The following is a 16,057-nucleotide window of genomic DNA, read 5'->3' on the forward strand; positions in this document are numbered from 1 at the left end:
CATGCTCGAGGTGCGGGTCGGTTCACCCGACCATTTGCGAGACGGCCGCAAGGATGTCCTGGGGTTCGGTGCGCGTGGTGTAGTTGGGGTGGACGTCGATCCATCGCACCGCGCCCTCGGCATCGAGGACGACCACGGTCGGCATGACCAGGTCAGGGGTGCCGTCGGCGTTCACCTCGGCGAGGTCCAGGCCGAGGGACGCCTGGGCCCGGCGGGTCCGGTCATGCGGCCGGGTGACGATGCCCAGGGCGTGGCCGAGGGCGTTGCCGGGGTCGGACAGCACGGCGAAGGAGAGCTCGCCGGCCGTGGCCATGGTCAGGGAGCCGTCCGGCTTCTGCGGACTGACGGCGACCAGGGCGACCCCTCGCGCGTCCAGTTCTGCGGCCAGCTCGCGCTGGTAGGTGCGCAGGGCCACGTTGCAGAACGGGCACCATGCACCGCGGTAGAACACGATGACGGCGGGGCGGCCGGCGCGCGCCTGCCGCAGGGTGGTGGGGTTCCCGTGGGCGTCGAGTAGCGGGGCGTCCGGGATGGGCGTGCCCACCGCAGCGACGCCGGTCGGCACTCCGGCGGCGTCCAGCTCCGCCAGTTCGGCCTGGGAGGCCTCCAGCACGTCGGTCGGCACCTGCGTGGCCATGCTCTCGGTGAGATCGGCGACCTGGTCGGCGATGGGGCTGCTCATGTCCGTCCTTGCGTCGAGGGGTGGGAGTGGGAGGGGTACCCGGCGGGAGGGGAATCGGTGGGAGTTTTAGATCGATGGCTCTAATCTTGGGGCCACCGAAAATAGAATGTCAACTCTAGAAACGAGGGACGGCCTGTTAACCTGGCCGGGTGAGCAGCAGCACGGAGACGCGGCGCCTGACTGCGAAGGGGCGCGCCACGCGCGACCGCATCGTGGCCGCAGCAGCGGCCGTCATGTACGACCGGGGTGTGGCGGGCACCAGCACGGAGGACATCATCCAGGCCGCCCAGGTGACCAGCCCCTCGCAGCTGTACCACTACTTCGGCGACAAGAAGTCCCTCGTCCAGGCCGTGATCGAGTACCAGACCGAGCAGGTTCTCGCCTTCCAGCGGCCCCTGCTGCACCGCCTGGACAGCTTCGAGGCGCTGGAGGCGTGGCGGGACGCCGTCGTCCAGGCGCAGCGTGCCCGCGACTGCCAGGGCGGCTGCCCCCTCGGGTCCCTGGCCGCCGAACTCTCCGATACCGACCCGCAGGCCCGCGCGAGGCTCGCGACGGGCTACGCCCAGTGGGAGGGCGCCATCCGCGACGGGCTGGCGGCCATGCAGGAGCGGGGCGAGCTGGACGCGGAAGCCGACACCGGTGACCTCTCCCTCGCCCTGCTCACGGCGCTGCAAGGGGGCCTGCTCATGACGCAGTTGCGACGCGACACCGCGGCCCTCGAAGCCGTCCTGAACGCGATGATCGACCGCATCCACCGCCACGCCGACGGCTAGCGCTGCGACCGGAGAGTCGGGGGCGCGGCGCAGTACGAGCACCTACCGGGCGCCGCCCTGCCGTCACGTCACCGCTCACGCGCCGCCACATCCGGGTTCAGCCGGCTGTGCACGCGCCCGTAGCAGGCGTAGACGATCACGCCGACGGCCATCCAGACGGCGAACCGCACCCAGGTCTCGGCGGGCAGGTTGAGCATCAGCCACAGCGAGGCGAGGACCGACAGGATCGGCACCAGCGGCACCAGCGGGGTGCGGAACGCACGGGGCAGGTCGGGACGGTTGCGGCGCAGCAGCAGTACGCCGAGGGCGACCACCACGAACGCGAAGAGGGTGCCGATGTTGACCAGTTCGGCGAGTACGTCGATGGAGGTGAACCCGGCGACCACGGCGACGATGAGGCCCAGCAGGATCGTGGTGCGGTACGGGGTGCGAAAGCGCGGGTGGACGCGGGAGAAGGCGGGCGGCAGCAGCCCGTCCCGGCTCATCGCGAAGAACACCCGGGTCTGGCCGAGCAGCAGGATCAGGCAGACGGACGTCAGGCCGACCGCGGCACCGAAGCTGATGAGCCCCGCCCAGAACGGGTGGTGGACGGCCTTGAAGGCATCGGCGAGAGGTGCGTCCGTGGACAGGTTCCGGTAGTTCTCCATGCCGGTGACGACGATCGACACGCCCACGTACAGCAGGGTGCAGATGATCAGGGAGCCGATGATGCCGCGCGGCATGTCGCGCTGCGGGTTGCGGGTCTCCTCGGCGGTGGTGGAGACGACGTCGAAGCCGATGAACGCGAAGAAGACCACCGCCGCGGCGGTGAAGATGCCCATCACGCCGAAGTTGGACGGGGTGTAACCGGCGATTAGCTGGATGAGCGGCGCGGAGAGCCCCGAGCCGCCCGTGACCTCCTGGGCGGGGGGAATGAACGGGTGGTAGTTCGCGCCCGTGACGAAGAAGGCGCCCACCCCGATGACGAGCAGCACCACCGTGACCTTGGTCGCGACGATGACGCTGGTGACCCGAGAGGACAGCTTCACGCCGGCGATGAGGATGCCGGTGAGGACGACCACGAGGAGCGCGGCGAGCAGGTCGAAGGCGCCGCCGCTGCTGGGCCCGCTCAGGGTCTGCGGCATGGAGATGCCTGCGGTGTCCATCAGCGAGCGCAGATAGCCCGACCAGCCCACGGACACCACCGAGCAGCCGAGCGCGAGCTCCAGGATGAGGTCCCAGCCGATGATCCAGGCGGGGAACTCGCCGAGCGAGGCGTAGCCGAAGGTGTAGGCCGAGCCGGCCACCGGCACCGTCGAGGCGAACTCCGCGTAGCACAGCGCGGCGAGGCCGCAGACCACGCCGGCGACGACGAAGGCGAGCGCGGTCGCGGGTCCTGCCGTCTCCTTGGCCACCTTGCCGGTGAGCACGAAGATGCCGGTGCCGATGACCACACCGACACCGAAGACGGTGAGGTCCAGCGCCGACAGGGTCTTCCTGAGGCGGTGTTCGGGGGCCTCGGTGTCGCGGATCGACTGCTCGACGCCCTTCGTCCGGAAGAGGGTGTTCCTCACGCGTGGTACCTCCCGAGGCTCCGTCGCCCACCGGGGGCGATGTGCCTTCGTCAACACGAACGGGAGAGCACGCCACGGCATGCGTGGGGCCTCCGGGCGTACTCGTTGCACACCCGTTTTCCCCGACGAACAGCACATCTTCCCGAAAACCGGTCACGGTCGCCACCGTCGGGGCGGGCCGTGTCCGGCAAACGGGTGCATCACGCACCGCGCGCCCACGCGACGCAGGCCGACCCCGAAGGGCCGGCCTGCGTACCGGAGGGACTAGTCCCTGGCCCGCTCCACGGCCTCGGCGGTCGTCGGGCCCTCGAAGCGGCCGTCGATACGGGCGACCAGACCGGTGACCTGACGGGCGATGTCGGGCGCGGTCAGCCCGATCTCGGCCATGACCTCCTTGCGGGAGGCGTGTTGCAGGAAGCGCGGCGGGATGCCGAAGTCACGCAGCGGCAGATCGACGCCCACGTCCCGCAGCGCCTGCGCGACCGCGGAGCCGACGCCGCCGACGCGGGAGTTGTCCTCGACGGTGACCACGACGCGGTGCCGCTCGGCGAGCGGGGCCATGGCCTCGTCGACGGGCTTCACCCAGCGCGGGTCGACGACGGTGGTGGAGATGCCCTGCCGGTCGAGGAGGGCGGCGATCTCCAGGCACATCGGGGCCAGCGCACCCACGGACACCAGCAGCACATCGGGGTCGTGCGTGCCGGCCTCGCGCAGCACGTCCATGCCGCCGACGGTGCCGACGGCCTCCACCGCCGGCCCCACGGCGCCCTTCGAGTAGCGCACCACGGTCGGCGCGTCGTCGACCTCGACGGCCTCGCGCAACTGGCGCCTGACCTGGTCGGCGTCGCGCGGGGCGGCGATCCGCAGGCCGGGCACGCACTGGAGGATCGACATGTCCCACATGCCGTTGTGGGACGCGCCGTCGGTGCCGGTGATGCCGGCCCGGTCCAGCACGAAGGTGACACCGCACCGGTGCAGGGCGACGTCCATCAGCAGCTGGTCGAAGGCGCGGTTGAGGAACGTGGCGTAGACCGCGAAGACCGGGTGCAGGCCGCCGCTGGCCAGACCGGCGGCGCACACCGCGGCGTGTTGCTCGGCGATGCCGACGTCGTAGATCCGGTCGGGGAACTCCGCGGCGAACTTCTTCAGCCCGACCGGCTGGAGCATGGCCGCGGTGATCGCCACGATGTCGTCGCGCTCCCGACCGAGCTTGACCATCTCCTCGCCGAAGACGGACGTCCAGTCGGGCCCTGACGCGGACAGCGGGAGGCCGGTCTCGGGGTGGATGGGCCCGATGCCGTGGAACCGGTCCGCCTCGTCCTCCTCAGCCGGCTGGTAGCCGTGGCCCTTCTGGGTGATGCAGTGCACGATGACGGGCCCGTTGAAACGCTTGGCGCGGGCCAGGGCGGACTCCAGGGCCTCCATGTCGTGGCCGTCGATGGGGCCGACGTACTTCAGGCCCAGGTCCTCGAACATGCCCTGCGGGGCGATGAAGTCCTTCAGCCCCTTCTTGGCACCGTGCAGCGTGTCGTACAGGGGCCGGCCGACGACCGGGGTGCGCTCCAGAATGTCCTTGCCGCGCGCCAGGAAGCGCTCGTAGCCGTCGGTGGTGCGCAGGGTGGCGAGGTGGTTGGCGAGGCCACCGATGGTCGGGGCGTAGGAGCGCTCGTTGTCGTTCACGACGATGACGAGGGGGCGGTCCTTGGCGGCCGCGATGTTGTTCAACGCCTCCCAGGCCATGCCGCCGGTCAGCGCGCCGTCGCCGATGACGGCCACCACGTGGTCGCCGCGGCCGCGCAGCTGGTTGGCCTTGGCGAGGCCGTCGGCCCAGCCCAGCACGGTGGAGGCGTGCGAGTTCTCGATCACGTCGTGCGCGGACTCGGCGCGGGACGGGTAGCCGGACAGCCCGCCCTTCATCTTCAGCCGGGAGAAGTCCTGACGGCCGGTGAGCAGCTTGTGCACGTACGACTGGTGCCCGGTGTCGAACAGCACCCGGTCCTTCGGGGAGTCGAAGACACGGTGCAGGGCGATGGTCAGCTCGACGACACCCAGGTTGGGCCCCAGGTGGCCACCGGTCTTCGCCACCGCGTCGACGAGGAAGGTCCGGATCTCCGCGGCCAGCTCATCCAGCTGTTCGGGGCTGAGCCGGTCCAGATCACGTGGCCCCCTGATGCTGTTCAGCAGCGGCACCGGTCCTCCTTGCATCGGGCGTACTCGGCGGTACGACTTTCCGGGCTGGCCCGAGTCTAATGTCGCATCCGCCGAGCGCATCCCCGGGCCGCCCCTCACCCACCCACAGCCAGGAGCACACCCCCCACCCCCGGCGCACCCCCCCAGCCCCCACGCCCCGCCCAGGGGTGCAGCCCCCGGGGGCGCCCAAAACGCGCACAAAGGGGCGCGGGGAACTGCGCCACCAGCCACAACGCAACCCGCAGGTCACCACCACCCCAAGGGGCAGCATCGCAGCCGACCACCGGCGAGCACGCCGGCACCGCATCAGTTCCCCACGCCCCCTACGAGGCGCCCGGAGGGCGCAGCAGGTACACCCCCCTCGGCGGGGCGTCCCTCAGGCGCGCCCCGCCGTCCGCTGGGTCCGCCGGCTGATCGAGTCGATGCAGACCGTGGCCAGCAGCACCCCACCGGTGATCATGTACTGGACCGGCGTGGCGATGCCCTCCAGGAAGAGGCCGTACTGGATCGAGGTGATCACCATCACACCGAGCAGCGCGTTCCAGGTGCGGCCCCGGCCGCCGAAGAGGCTGGTGCCGCCGATGACGGCCGCGGCGATGGAGTTCATCAGCAGGTCACCGCCGCCCGCGTTCTGGTTGGCCGCGGCGATCTTGGAGGCCAGGAAGACACCGCCGATGGCCGCGAAGGTGCCGGCGATGGCGTACACGGAGATGCGCACCGCCGTGACGTTGATACCGGCACGGCGGGACGCCTCGACGCTGCCGCCGAGCGCGAAGATCTTGCGGCCGTAGGGGGTGCGCCGGGTGATGAAGTCGGTCAGCACCAGCACCGCGAGGAAGATCACCAGCGCCAGGGGCAGCCCCTTGTACTGGTTGAACATGATGGCGGCGGCGAAGGCGACGACGGCCAGCAGCACCGTGCGCAGCAGGATCTCGCTGAACGGCCTGGACGGCACTCCGGCGGCGACCCTGCGGCGGCTGTCGAAGAACGCGGTCAGGAAGTAGACCACGACCGCGACCAGGGCGAGACCGTACGCGGCGGCCACGTCCGCGAAGTAGTACGAGGTCAGGTTGGCGATCAGGCCGTCCCCGTCGAGGTTGATCGTGCCGTCGGAGCCCAGCAGTTGCAGCATCAGGCCCTGCCAGAACAGCAACCCCGCCAGGGTGACCGCGAACGCGGGCGCGCCGACCCGGGCGAAGAAGAAGCCGTGCAGGATGCCGATCACCGCGCCGGAGACCACGGCGACGATCACCGCTTCCCACTCGGCCACACCATGGTTGACCGCGAGCACGGCGGAGATGGCTCCTGCGACGCCGCTGACGGAGCCGACCGACAGGTCGATCTCGCCGAGCAGCAGGACGAAGACGATACCGACCGCGATCATGCCGGTGCCGACCATCGCGACCGAGATGTTGCTCAGGTTCTCGGCGGTCAGGAAGCGGGAGTTGAGGGAGGAGAAGATCGCCCAGATGATGATCAGGCCGACGACGACTGGAACGGCGCCCAGGTCGCCGGAGCGCATCCGGCGCTTGAACTCGGTGAGGTAGCCCGCGAAGCCCTGCTCGCGCACCAGCAGCCGGGGGTCGACGGCGGCCACCGCGTCCGGCGCGGCCTCCGTGTTCACGGCACCCTCGCCGGCGGGGGACGAGGTCTTGGTCAGTTTTTCGACGCTCATTTCTGAGCCTCCCCGTTGCGGGCCGCACGACGGGTCACGGCGTTGTCCGTGGCGCCGGTGATGGCGGAGATGATCTCTTCCTGCGACGTCGACTTGACGTCGAAGATGCCGTTGTTGCGGCCCAGCCGCAGGACGGCGACCCGGTCGGCCACGGCCTTCACGTCAGCCATGTTGTGGCTGATGAGGATCACCGCGTGCCCCCGCTCGCGCAGCCGCTCCACCAGGTCGAGGACCTGCGCGGTCTGCTCGACGCCGAGTGCCGCGGTGGGCTCGTCGAGGATCACGAGCTTGGGCTCGCCGAGCATGGAGCGGGCGATGGCGACCGTCTGCCGCTGACCACCGGAGAGCGAGGCGATCGGGATGCGCACGCTGGGGATCCGGATGGAGAGCGTCTTCAGCAGCTCACGGGAGCGGCGCTCCATCTCGACCTCGTTGAGCACACCGCGCTTGCGCAGCTCACGACCGAGGAAGAGATTGCCGACGACGTCGATGTTGTCGCACAGCGCGAGGTCCTGGTAGACGGTGGCGATGCCCAGGTTCTGGGCGTCGTGCGGCTTGTGGATCTGCACGCCGGCACCCTCCCACTCGATGACGCCGTCATCGATGGGGTGCACACCGGCGATCGTTTTGACCAGCGTGGACTTTCCGGCGCCGTTGTCGCCGACCAGGGCGACGACTTCGCCGGCGTGGACCTCAAGCTCTACGTCGGTGAGCGCTTGGACGGCACCGAACCGCTTGGAGACCCCGCGCAACGCCAACACGGGCGTAGCGGACACGTGAACCATCTCCTTCGCCGCCTGACCGGCGGGGATGCCGCGCCCGGGGGGTCAGGCGCGGAGGTCGATCGGAAAAGCGCAGGGACTGCGCGAGAAGCAGGCGCAGGAACTGCGCAGCGATGCCGCAGCCCGGCGACGGCGCCGATGCTGCGGTCGGAAGTGCGAGAGGAACGGTCGAAGGTGGGGGGCGGGGAACGCCGTCCGGAGCGGGAAAGGGTCCCGGGGGCCTGGCCCTCGGGGGTTCTGTCCGGCGCCCCGCACTCGCTGCGGGGCGATATCGGGGCGGAGCGCCGGACAGGCCTCACGGCGGCCCCGGTGACACCCGGGGCCCCGTTGGTTCCGCTCGGTCGGCATTCGACCGTCTCCGGCCTACTTCAGACCGATCTTGTCGCAGGCGGACTTGTACTTCGGGGTGCAGATCTGGCTGACGGTGTAGATGCCGTCCTTGACGACGGTGTCGTTGATGTTGTCCTTGGTCAGCGAGATGACCGGGACGAGCACCGCGGGCACACCCTTGGTGGTGGGGCTGTCGACCGTGGTCTTGGCGACGGAGTCGACCTTCTCACCCTTGGCGAGGGCGACGGCCATCTCCGCGGCCACCTCCGCCTCCTTCGGGTACGGCTTGTAGACGCTCATGTACTGGTCGCCGGTGACGATCCGCTGCACACCGTTGAGCTCGGCGTCCTGACCGGTGACCGGCGGGATCTTGCTCAGGCCCGCGGACTTGAGGGCGGTGATGATGCCGCCCGCCATGGTGTCGTTGGCGGAGTACACGCCGACGATCTTGTTCTTGCCGAGCGCGGTGAGGGCGCCCTCCATCTCACCGTTGGCCTTCTGGGCGTCCCAGTCCGGCGTGTCGTACTCCTTGCCGATGTTGACCTTGCCGTCGAGGACGGAGTGGGCGCCGTCCTTGAAGTCCTTGGCGTTCGGGTCGGTGATGGAACCGTTGATCATGACGACCTTGCCGGACTTGGCCTTGTCGCCCAGCGCCTTCAGCAGCGCGGTGCCCTGGGCCTTGCCGACCTCCTTGTTGTCGAAGGAGGTGTAGCCGCTGATGGGGCCCTCGGCGAGACGGTCGTAGGCGACGACCGGGATACCGGCGTCCTGGGCCTTCTTCACGGAACCCGCGATGGCCTTGGAGTCCACCGGGTCCACGATCAGCGCGTCGACCTTGTTGGTGATCATGGTCTCGACCTGCTGGCTCTGCGTGGGCGCCTGCGACTTGGCGTTGGCGTACTTGACCGTGGCCTTGCCACCGGTCAGCTCGCTGATCTTCTTCTCGATCAGCGGCTTGTCGAACTTCTCGTAGCGGGCCGTCACCACATCCGGAAGCAGCAGACCTATCGTGAGGTCATCGCCCTTCTTGGCGCTGCTCTTGTCACTGCCGCCGCCCGACTCCTTGGCGCTGCCACAGGCAGCCAGCGAGACGGCCACGGCACCGGCAGCAATCCCCACAGCAGCACGACGCATAAGCGTGTTCACTTAAGAAACCTCCCTGACGAGGCCGCGTCGCTGCGGCCGAGGTGGCTGGAAGTCAACTCGGCCGCCACGCCGGCGTCAAGGAGTAAATCCTTAACGAGATGACAACGGTGCCATGCGTGAACTAAGTGAAGACAGGCGTGGCCGCCACATGAAGTCCATCCAAAAGGGTCGAATCGCCCATTTCACTCAACGCGAGAGCCAGCGCACCGAGCACCTCGGCACGGCCGCCGAGCGCGCCGGGACGCACCGAGAGCTGCCGTCCGGCACTGGGGATGGCATATCTCCCCACCGACTCTCTTATCGGGCCGAGCACCAGCTCTCCCGCTTCCGCGAGGTCACCACCGAGCACGACCCGGCTGGGGTTGAGCAGGTTGCAGAGGTTCGCCACGCCGCTGCCGATGTGCCGCCCGACGTCGGCGATGACCCGCCGGCAGCCGGGATCGCCGTCGCGCGCCAGCCGGACCACGCCCTCCATGGTCAGACCGGTGCCGTGGCTGGACTGCAACAGCGGCAGGACGTAGCGCGCCGCCGTAAAGGTTTCAAGGCACCCACGGTTGCCGCACCGGCAGACCGGGCCCGCCTCGTCGAGCGTGATGTGCCCGATCTCCCCGGCGGTGCCGCCCGGCCCGCGGTAGATCTTCCCGTTGATCACCAGGCCGGCACCCACACCGCTGGCGACCTTGATGTAGGCGAGGTCCTTCACGCCGCGCCCGCTGCCCCAGACCAGCTCGCCCAGGGCACCCAGGTTGGCGTCGTTGTCCACGTGCACCGGAACGCCGAGGCGCTCGCGCAGCTCCTCGGCCGGCTTGGTGCCGCCCCAGCCCGGCAGTATCGCGGTCGAGCCGAGCGTGCCGGACTCGACGTCGATGGGCGCCGGGACGCCGAGGCCCACACCGGCCACCTTCGCGCGGTCCACGCCGGTGGCCGCGATCAGCCGGTCGACCAGCATCTCGGCGCGGTCGAGGCCCTGCGCCGCGGAGGCGTCGACGTCCAGCGGCTCGGCCTCTTCGGCGAGCACCTGGTGGGCGAGGTTGCCGATCGCCACCCGCAGATGGGTATGGCCGAAATCCACCCCGATGACAATGCCCGCATCACCGCTCAGCGAGACGCTGCGCGCCCGGCGGCCACCCGACGACGTCGGCGTGACCTCGACTGTGCCGCCGTCCTTGAGTTCACGGACGATGTTCGAGACCGTGGCCGCGGACAGGCCTGTCGTCCTGGCGATCTCCGCCTGCGTCAGTGATCCGGCCAGCCTTACGGCACGCACCACCCGCTCAAGATTGGCCCGGTGCAGCGACGACTGCGACCCCGGAGTCTCCATCGACCCATCCACTCCTGCCCTCAGCCGGGCGATCGCATGGCGCGCCCGCGGTCCAGGTCACGGCAGCGGTACCCGGGCCATGTACAAGTTATGAACTCCAAGCTCCGCTGAAGGGGTTACCGCAGTCAAGTCCTTGACAGAAATCGGTTGCAGTGAGGAGCGGCGGACAGCGGTTACCAGCCGAGCGCGCACCCGTCAAAGGGGCGCGAGCCGGGACGGCAATGTCCCAGGCCCGCGCCCCTTCGTGGACGCCCTCCGCGCCCCGGAACGCTACTTCAGCGCGCCGGCCGTCAGACCGGCCACGACCTGCCGCTGGAAGACGATGTAGGCGGCGAGCACCGGCAGCATCGCCATCACCAGGCCCGCGAAGAGCCCGGACCAGTCGCCCTTGTAGCCCTGGCTGACGGCCAGCTCCACCAGACCCTGGGAGAGCACCTTCCGGTCCGGGTCGGTGTTGAGCACCGTCGGCAGCATGTACTGGTTCCACTGCCCCAGGAAATTGAAGATGCCGACGCTGATCAGGCCGGGCTTGGCCATCGGCAGCATGATCTGGAAGAACGTGCGGGTGTGCGAGGCCCCGTCGACGAACGCGGCCTCCGCGATCGAGGTGGGCAGCGTCCGGAAGAACGAGGTCAGGAAGAACACCGTGAACGGCAGCGAGTACGCGATGTAGACCAGTACCAGCCCCGGCAGCGTGTTCAGCAGCTGCATGTTGTTCATGACATAGAACAACGGCACCAACGCCAGCATCACCGGGAAGCTCATACCACCCACGAACAGGTAGTAGATGAACCGGTTCAGCGGAAACTCGAAGCGCGCGAGCACATACGCGGCCATCGAGCCGAGCACCAGCGTGCCGATCAGCGAGCAGCCCACCACCAGGATGGTGTTGAGGAAGTAGTCGCTCATGTGCGCCTGCGACCAGGCACGCGACCAGTTGTCGAAGTGCAGCGTGTGCGGCAGGCCCCACGGTGAGGTGAAGATCGACGCGTCGTCCTTGAACGACGTCATCACGGCCCACAGCAGCGGCAGCACGACCATGATCGCCCACAGCACGAGCATGCCGTGCGAGAAGACGTTCAGGACGCCGCTCCCCCGCTCCGGCTGGTCCGGGGGCGCCGGCACCTTCGTGACGCGGCCCGTGGCCTCGCCGGAGGCGTCCGAGACGGCAGGGGTGTCAGTGGTCTTCATCAGTACTCCAGCCGCTCACGCCGGCCCAGCCGCATCACGATCGCCGCGAACAGCAGGGTGACGAACAACAGGGCGACGCCGATCGTGGTGGCATAAGCGGCCTGCCCGTCGTGGAAGGCCTTCTGGTAGACGTACAACGGCATGACGATCGTCGAGTCGGCCGGACCGCCGGGACCGACGGTCATGATCTGCACCGTCGCGAAGGCCTCGGCGCCGAGCGCCATGATCCCCATGTACACCCAGCCGGACTGCACGGTGTCCCACAGCAACGGCAGGGTGATCCGGAAGAACGTGGTGACCCGGTTGGCGCCGTCCAGCAGCGCGGCCTCGTAGAAGTCCTTCGGGATCGACGTCATGCCGGCCGAGAAGAGCACCACGAAGAATCCGACGGTGCTCCAGACCATGACCGCCATGACGGCCCACAGGGCGTACTTCGGGTCGCCCAGCCAGGTCGGCGGATCGTCGACTCCGATCGCCTGGAGGAAGCCGTTGATGGCGCCCTGCCGGGGGTTGTAGGCGAACTGGAACAGCAGCGCGACGATCGCGATCGACAGCACCTGCGGGAAGAAGTACGCGATCTTGTAGAACTCCGCGCCACGCACGCCGGCGACGGCAGCGCCTTTGCGCTGCCGTCCCCCGACGTTCAGCATGAACGAGAAGAACAGCGCCAGCGAGAGCGTCACGAGCGGCAGCAGTATCACGAACAGCACACTGTGCTGGAGGGACTTCCAGAACAACGGATCGCTGAACAGCTTCGTGTAGTTCTGGAAGCCCACCATCGCGAAATCGGGGCTCAGGCCGGTCCAGTCCGTGAACGAGTAGTAAATCGCCTGGATGAACGGCCAGATCACAAAGATCGCGTACAGCGTGAGTGGGATCACGAGGAATCCCACGATGAAGCGGTACTTTCCGTGTTGCATGGGCTACCGACCCCGATCCATCCGCGGATGCCTCGCCATGGAGGCATCACCCCTGCCGTGCGGACCGTAAGGGAGCCCGACCGGTCCGGGGGATGCCCCCCGCTCGTGACGCGTCCTCACTTGTGCGTGTACTTCTTGACCGACTTGTCCTTGGCCGTCGCGTCCGCGGCGGCCTGGCACTTCTTGACGGCCTCGGCCGGGGTCATCCGCCCGGCCATCATCTCGCCGAGCACGGCCACGCCGATGCGCTGCTTGTTCAGGTCGGTGTACCAGTCCTGAAGGCGCGGGTTGACGACGTTGGTGCCCGCCTTGTCCAGCGCGGCCACCGCCGAGCCCAGACCGGACGGCAGGGTGAGCCCCTCGGTGCCGTTCTTCAGCGAGCTGAGCGACGACACCTGCTTGGTGAAGTTGGCCGAGGACTCCTTGCTGAGCATGATGCGCAGCTGCTCCATGCCACCGAGCGGGTTCTTCGCCCGCTTCGGGACGATGAACGGCTCACTGCCGGCCGCCCAGATGGTGCCGAACGGCATCTTGTCGCTCTTGTCGAGGCTGGAGGGCGCGGAGACGGTCATCTGGAAGTTCTTCGGCGTGGTGTTCGCCGACTCGTGTTCCACCCAGGAGCCGTTCGGGATGAACAGCGCCTTGCCCTGGTTCCACGCGGTCTGCGAGGCGATGTGGTCCAGGCCTGTGGTGCCCTTGAGGATGTAGCCCTTCTGGTACAGCTCGTAGTACGCGTCGAAGGCCGCCTTCACCGCGGGGTCCTTCCACGCCCCGGGCTCCAGGTTGTCGATGGCGTCGAGGACCTGGACACCGCCGATCTTGCCGATGAAGGGGTACAGCGAGAACGGGATGTAGTACGGGTACTTGCCCGCGTACGTCCAGCCGGCGACGCCCTTCTTCTTCGCCTTGGCGCACAGCGCCAGCATGTCGTCCCAGGTCTCCGGGTACTCGGCGTCGAACTTGGCGAGGTTGGTCTTGGAGTACCAGACGCCGTACACGGTGTAGGCGTAGTACATGATCCAGACCTGGTCACCGGTGAACTGGCCCATCTCCACCACGCCCGGCCGCAGTGTGTCGCGGACCTTGACCTTCGGGTCGTCGATGGAGGGGGCGTCCAGCAGCGGGGTGAGGTCGGCGAGCTGGTCCTTGCCGACCAGCACACCGGTGTCCATCTGCTCGGCGCCGGAGTCGTCGATCAGGTCCGGGGGCGTGCCGCCGTTGAAGCGGGGCTGAAGCTCGGTCTGGATCTTCTGCGTCTTGTGGTGCTTGATGCTCGCCTTCGGGTAGCGCTTCTGGTACAGCGCCTCGGCGTCCACCGCGTACTTGTCACCGAAGCCACCGTCGAAGATGACGACGTCCAGCGGCGCGTTCTCCTTGACGGCGAGCGGGTTCTTCGCGCTCTTGGTGCCCTTGCCGACGTCCTTGCTCCCGCTGTCGCTGCTGGCGCAGGCGGACAGGAAGCTCATCGTCGGGATGGCCAGCGCACCGAACGCGGCGGACCGCTTGATCAGGTCACGCCGACCGACACCGTCGTGCGGCTGCTGCGCGGATGTGGATCCCATGCTCAAGTCCTCGCTTTCTCCAGGACTCAGGCGGTGAACCGGATCCTCCCCGGCACCGCGGTGATGTGAAGCTGGGGTCGTGCTCGAAAACTGAGATTATGCTCGAAAAATACCGGGATTGGTGGGAATGTTCGGGATGGCTTCCAACGCCGCGTGCCGCCTCCCCCGCCCCCGGGCCCCCTGGCAGGCCTCGCCAACCCCAGGGACGCCGACAGGTATAGTCCACTTCCGGAGGCATGGGCAAGATCGAATGCAGGTTTGGCCGCCAGTCTTTCCCTAGTTGAGACCTCGCGGATATCTGACCCACCCGGAGGCCACCCGTTTTGCTCCGGGGATCATGCGTGACCTCGTTCAATGGCGATGATTAGGGATCATGAAGGAAAGCTCGACAACGTTGTCTTACGACCGACCCGCCCCCGAACGCCGATGTCGAGATACACCGACGTCAGAGCGGGGAACGGCGCGCCGCCCCACCGGGACCGCGACCGTATACAGTGTCGGGCCCGACGGACACGCGGACCTCACTCCGCCTGGTACGGGAGGATCCGGCGCGGCGGCACGGTGCGCTTGTGCTGCGGGCGGCGCCACTCGCGCGGATAGCCCACCGAGACCTCCTCGCACCGCACCCCCTCGTGCCAGGTGGTGCGCGGAATGTGCAGATGGCCGTACACCATCGCTTCGACGTTGAAGCGGGTCAGCCAGTCGGCGGTGCGCTCGGTACCGCACCACAGGGCGAAGTCGGGGTAGTAGAGGATCCGGGTGGGCTCACGGACCAACGGGAAATGATTGACGAGTACCAGCCGCGCGTCGGCCGGCAGCGCCGCGAGCCGTGCCTCGGTCTCCTCCAGCCGGGCGGCGCACCACGCGTCGCGCGTCGGGTACGGATCCGGGTGCAGCAAGAACTCGTCCGTGCACACCACTCCGTGCTCGTACGCCTTCTCCAGCGCCTCCTTGCGGCTGTGCCCCGGGTCCGGTCGAAAGGTGTAGTCGTACAGCAGGAAGAGCGGGACGACGGTCACCGGGCCGCCCGCGCCCTCCCAGGTCGGATACGGGTCCTCGGGGGTCACCACGCCGAGGCTGCGGCAGAGCTCGACCAGGTGCTCGTACCGCGCCACACCGCGCAACGGCAGCGGGTCCTCCTTCGGGGTCCACAGTTCGTGGTTGCCGGGGACCCAGATGACCTTGGCAAAATTGCGGCTGAGTGTCTCCAGGGCCCACGCGATGTCCGTGGACAACTCCCCGACGTCGCCGGCGACGATCAGCCAGTCGCCCTCCGACGAGGGGCGCAACTCTTCGACGATCTTGCGATTCTCAGGGTGCACGACATGAAGATCGCTGATCGCCAAGAGGTGTGCCTGGTCCATTGACTGCCCGTCCGTCGAGATGAAGTGAAGGAGCCTCCGCCGTGACACGGCGGAGGCTCCGGGACACCGGCCATCCGGGGCGGGGGATCCCCTGAAATGCGCGGTGTGCTCTGGGGGCGGGGTCCTTCGCGGACGATCACAGGCTGACAGACCCGACCCTTCCGCCAGAACCCCTAGCGCCCCCTATCTGCGCCCCCGAAATGCCTGCGTCGTGTTGTGGCTGCGCCGTTTTGGTGAGCCTACATGTGTCCCGGGACGCCCGGGGGTCGCACGTGACCGTGGGTGTGGCTGGGCCGCTTGTCCGGGGCGCCCGGGTCGCACGTGCGTGCGGTGTGGCTACGCCGTTCGTCCGGGTGCCCGGTGCGGGTCACGTGACCGTGGGTCGTGGCTACGCCGTTCGTCCGGGTGCCCGGTGCCGTTGCACGTGACCGTGCGTCGTGGCCTGTGCCCACCCGTTCCGCCCTGCGGAACGACTGCCCACAGAAGGTTTGGGGTGCCCCCGTCCGCAGAGGGGTAAGGCCGTGTCCCCTTGTCCCGGGGGTGCCGAAGGGCCGCCTTTGCTGGGGTG

General features: G+C 68.5%; 12 protein-coding genes. 1 reads left to right on the top strand and 11 read right to left on the bottom strand.

What is annotated here, in order from left to right:
- Positions 1–22: 22 nt before the first annotated feature.
- The gene (locus NQO67_RS42335) at positions 23–682 is read right to left on the bottom strand and encodes a peroxiredoxin-like family protein (protein WP_255955962.1); all 660 of its coding nucleotides are present in this window, start codon (positions 680–682) and stop codon (positions 23–25) included.
- Positions 683–831: 149 nt separating this feature from the next.
- Here NQO67_RS42335 and NQO67_RS42340 point away from each other — a divergent pair, with 149 nt between their 5' ends.
- The gene (locus NQO67_RS42340) at positions 832–1,455 is read left to right on the top strand and encodes a TetR/AcrR family transcriptional regulator (protein ID WP_255955963.1); all 624 of its coding nucleotides are present in this window, start codon (positions 832–834) and stop codon (positions 1,453–1,455) included.
- Positions 1,456–1,523: 68 nt separating this feature from the next.
- Here the strand turns inward: NQO67_RS42340 and NQO67_RS42345 are convergent, their stop codons facing one another.
- The 10 genes from NQO67_RS42345 to NQO67_RS42390 form a co-directional block, all read right to left on the bottom strand.
- Positions 1,524–3,008, bottom strand: coding sequence for an amino acid permease (locus NQO67_RS42345; RefSeq protein ID WP_255955964.1), 1,485 nt, complete (start codon positions 3,006–3,008; stop codon positions 1,524–1,526).
- Between the two features lie 264 nt (positions 3,009–3,272).
- The gene (gene dxs / locus NQO67_RS42350) at positions 3,273–5,198 is read right to left on the bottom strand and encodes a 1-deoxy-D-xylulose-5-phosphate synthase (protein ID WP_255955965.1); all 1,926 of its coding nucleotides are present in this window, start codon (positions 5,196–5,198) and stop codon (positions 3,273–3,275) included.
- A gap of 376 nt (positions 5,199–5,574) precedes the next feature.
- Positions 5,575–6,873 carry a sugar ABC transporter permease gene (locus tag NQO67_RS42355; RefSeq protein ID WP_255955966.1) on the bottom strand — a complete coding sequence of 433 codons (1,299 nt, stop codon included), beginning with the start codon at positions 6,871–6,873 and terminating at the stop codon, positions 5,575–5,577.
- Entirely contained in the window at positions 6,870–7,658 is a 789-nt protein-coding gene (locus NQO67_RS42360; protein ID WP_255955967.1) for an ATP-binding cassette domain-containing protein, read from the bottom strand. The genes NQO67_RS42355 and NQO67_RS42360 overlap by 4 nt, the downstream gene beginning before the upstream one ends.
- A gap of 360 nt (positions 7,659–8,018) precedes the next feature.
- The gene (locus NQO67_RS42365) at positions 8,019–9,119 is read right to left on the bottom strand and encodes an ABC transporter substrate-binding protein (protein WP_255955973.1); all 1,101 of its coding nucleotides are present in this window, start codon (positions 9,117–9,119) and stop codon (positions 8,019–8,021) included.
- Positions 9,120–9,252: 133 nt separating this feature from the next.
- Positions 9,253–10,452 carry an ROK family transcriptional regulator gene (locus NQO67_RS42370; protein WP_255955968.1) on the bottom strand — a complete coding sequence of 400 codons (1,200 nt, stop codon included), beginning with the start codon at positions 10,450–10,452 and terminating at the stop codon, positions 9,253–9,255.
- 270 nt (positions 10,453–10,722) lie between these two features.
- Complete coding sequence (locus NQO67_RS42375) at positions 10,723–11,643, bottom strand: carbohydrate ABC transporter permease (protein WP_255955969.1); 921 nt, start codon at positions 11,641–11,643, stop codon at positions 10,723–10,725.
- Entirely contained in the window at positions 11,643–12,563 is a 921-nt protein-coding gene (locus NQO67_RS42380) for a carbohydrate ABC transporter permease (protein WP_255955970.1), read from the bottom strand. Before NQO67_RS42380 ends, NQO67_RS42375 begins: the two co-directional genes overlap by 1 nt.
- Positions 12,564–12,679: 116 nt before the next feature.
- Positions 12,680–14,125 carry an N-acetylglucosamine/diacetylchitobiose ABC transporter substrate-binding protein gene (ngcE, locus tag NQO67_RS42385; protein ID WP_255955971.1) on the bottom strand — a complete coding sequence of 482 codons (1,446 nt, stop codon included), beginning with the start codon at positions 14,123–14,125 and terminating at the stop codon, positions 12,680–12,682.
- Between the two features lie 521 nt (positions 14,126–14,646).
- Positions 14,647–15,489: a metallophosphoesterase family protein gene (locus NQO67_RS42390; RefSeq protein WP_255955972.1), complete on the bottom strand. Its 843-nt coding sequence runs from the start codon at positions 15,487–15,489 to the stop codon at positions 14,647–14,649.
- Positions 15,490–16,057 lie beyond the last annotated feature (568 nt).

The organism is Streptomyces odontomachi (genome assembly GCF_024435355.1).
Lineage (GTDB): Bacteria > Actinomycetota > Actinomycetes > Streptomycetales > Streptomycetaceae > Streptomyces > Streptomyces odontomachi.

What these genes read in the sequence shown, in the direction of transcription:
- NQO67_RS42335 (WP_255955962.1), bottom strand. Translation starts at nt 682, where the DNA reads ATGAGCAGCCCCATCGCCGACCAGGTCGCCGATCTCACCGAGAGCATG.
- NQO67_RS42390 (WP_255955972.1), bottom strand. Translation starts at nt 15,489, where the DNA reads ATGGACCAGGCACACCTCTTGGCGATCAGCGATCTTCATGTCGTGCAC.
- NQO67_RS42370 (WP_255955968.1), bottom strand. Translation starts at nt 10,452, where the DNA reads ATGGAGACTCCGGGGTCGCAGTCGTCGCTGCACCGGGCCAATCTTGAG.
- ngcE (WP_255955971.1), bottom strand. Translation starts at nt 14,125, where the DNA reads ATGGGATCCACATCCGCGCAGCAGCCGCACGACGGTGTCGGTCGGCGT.
- NQO67_RS42360 (WP_255955967.1), bottom strand. Translation starts at nt 7,658, where the DNA reads ATGGTTCACGTGTCCGCTACGCCCGTGTTGGCGTTGCGCGGGGTCTCC.
- NQO67_RS42355 (WP_255955966.1), bottom strand. Translation starts at nt 6,873, where the DNA reads ATGAGCGTCGAAAAACTGACCAAGACCTCGTCCCCCGCCGGCGAGGGT.
- NQO67_RS42365 (WP_255955973.1), bottom strand. Translation starts at nt 9,119, where the DNA reads ATGCGTCGTGCTGCTGTGGGGATTGCTGCCGGTGCCGTGGCCGTCTCG.
- NQO67_RS42375 (WP_255955969.1), bottom strand. Translation starts at nt 11,643, where the DNA reads ATGAAGACCACTGACACCCCTGCCGTCTCGGACGCCTCCGGCGAGGCC.
- NQO67_RS42380 (WP_255955970.1), bottom strand. Translation starts at nt 12,563, where the DNA reads ATGCAACACGGAAAGTACCGCTTCATCGTGGGATTCCTCGTGATCCCA.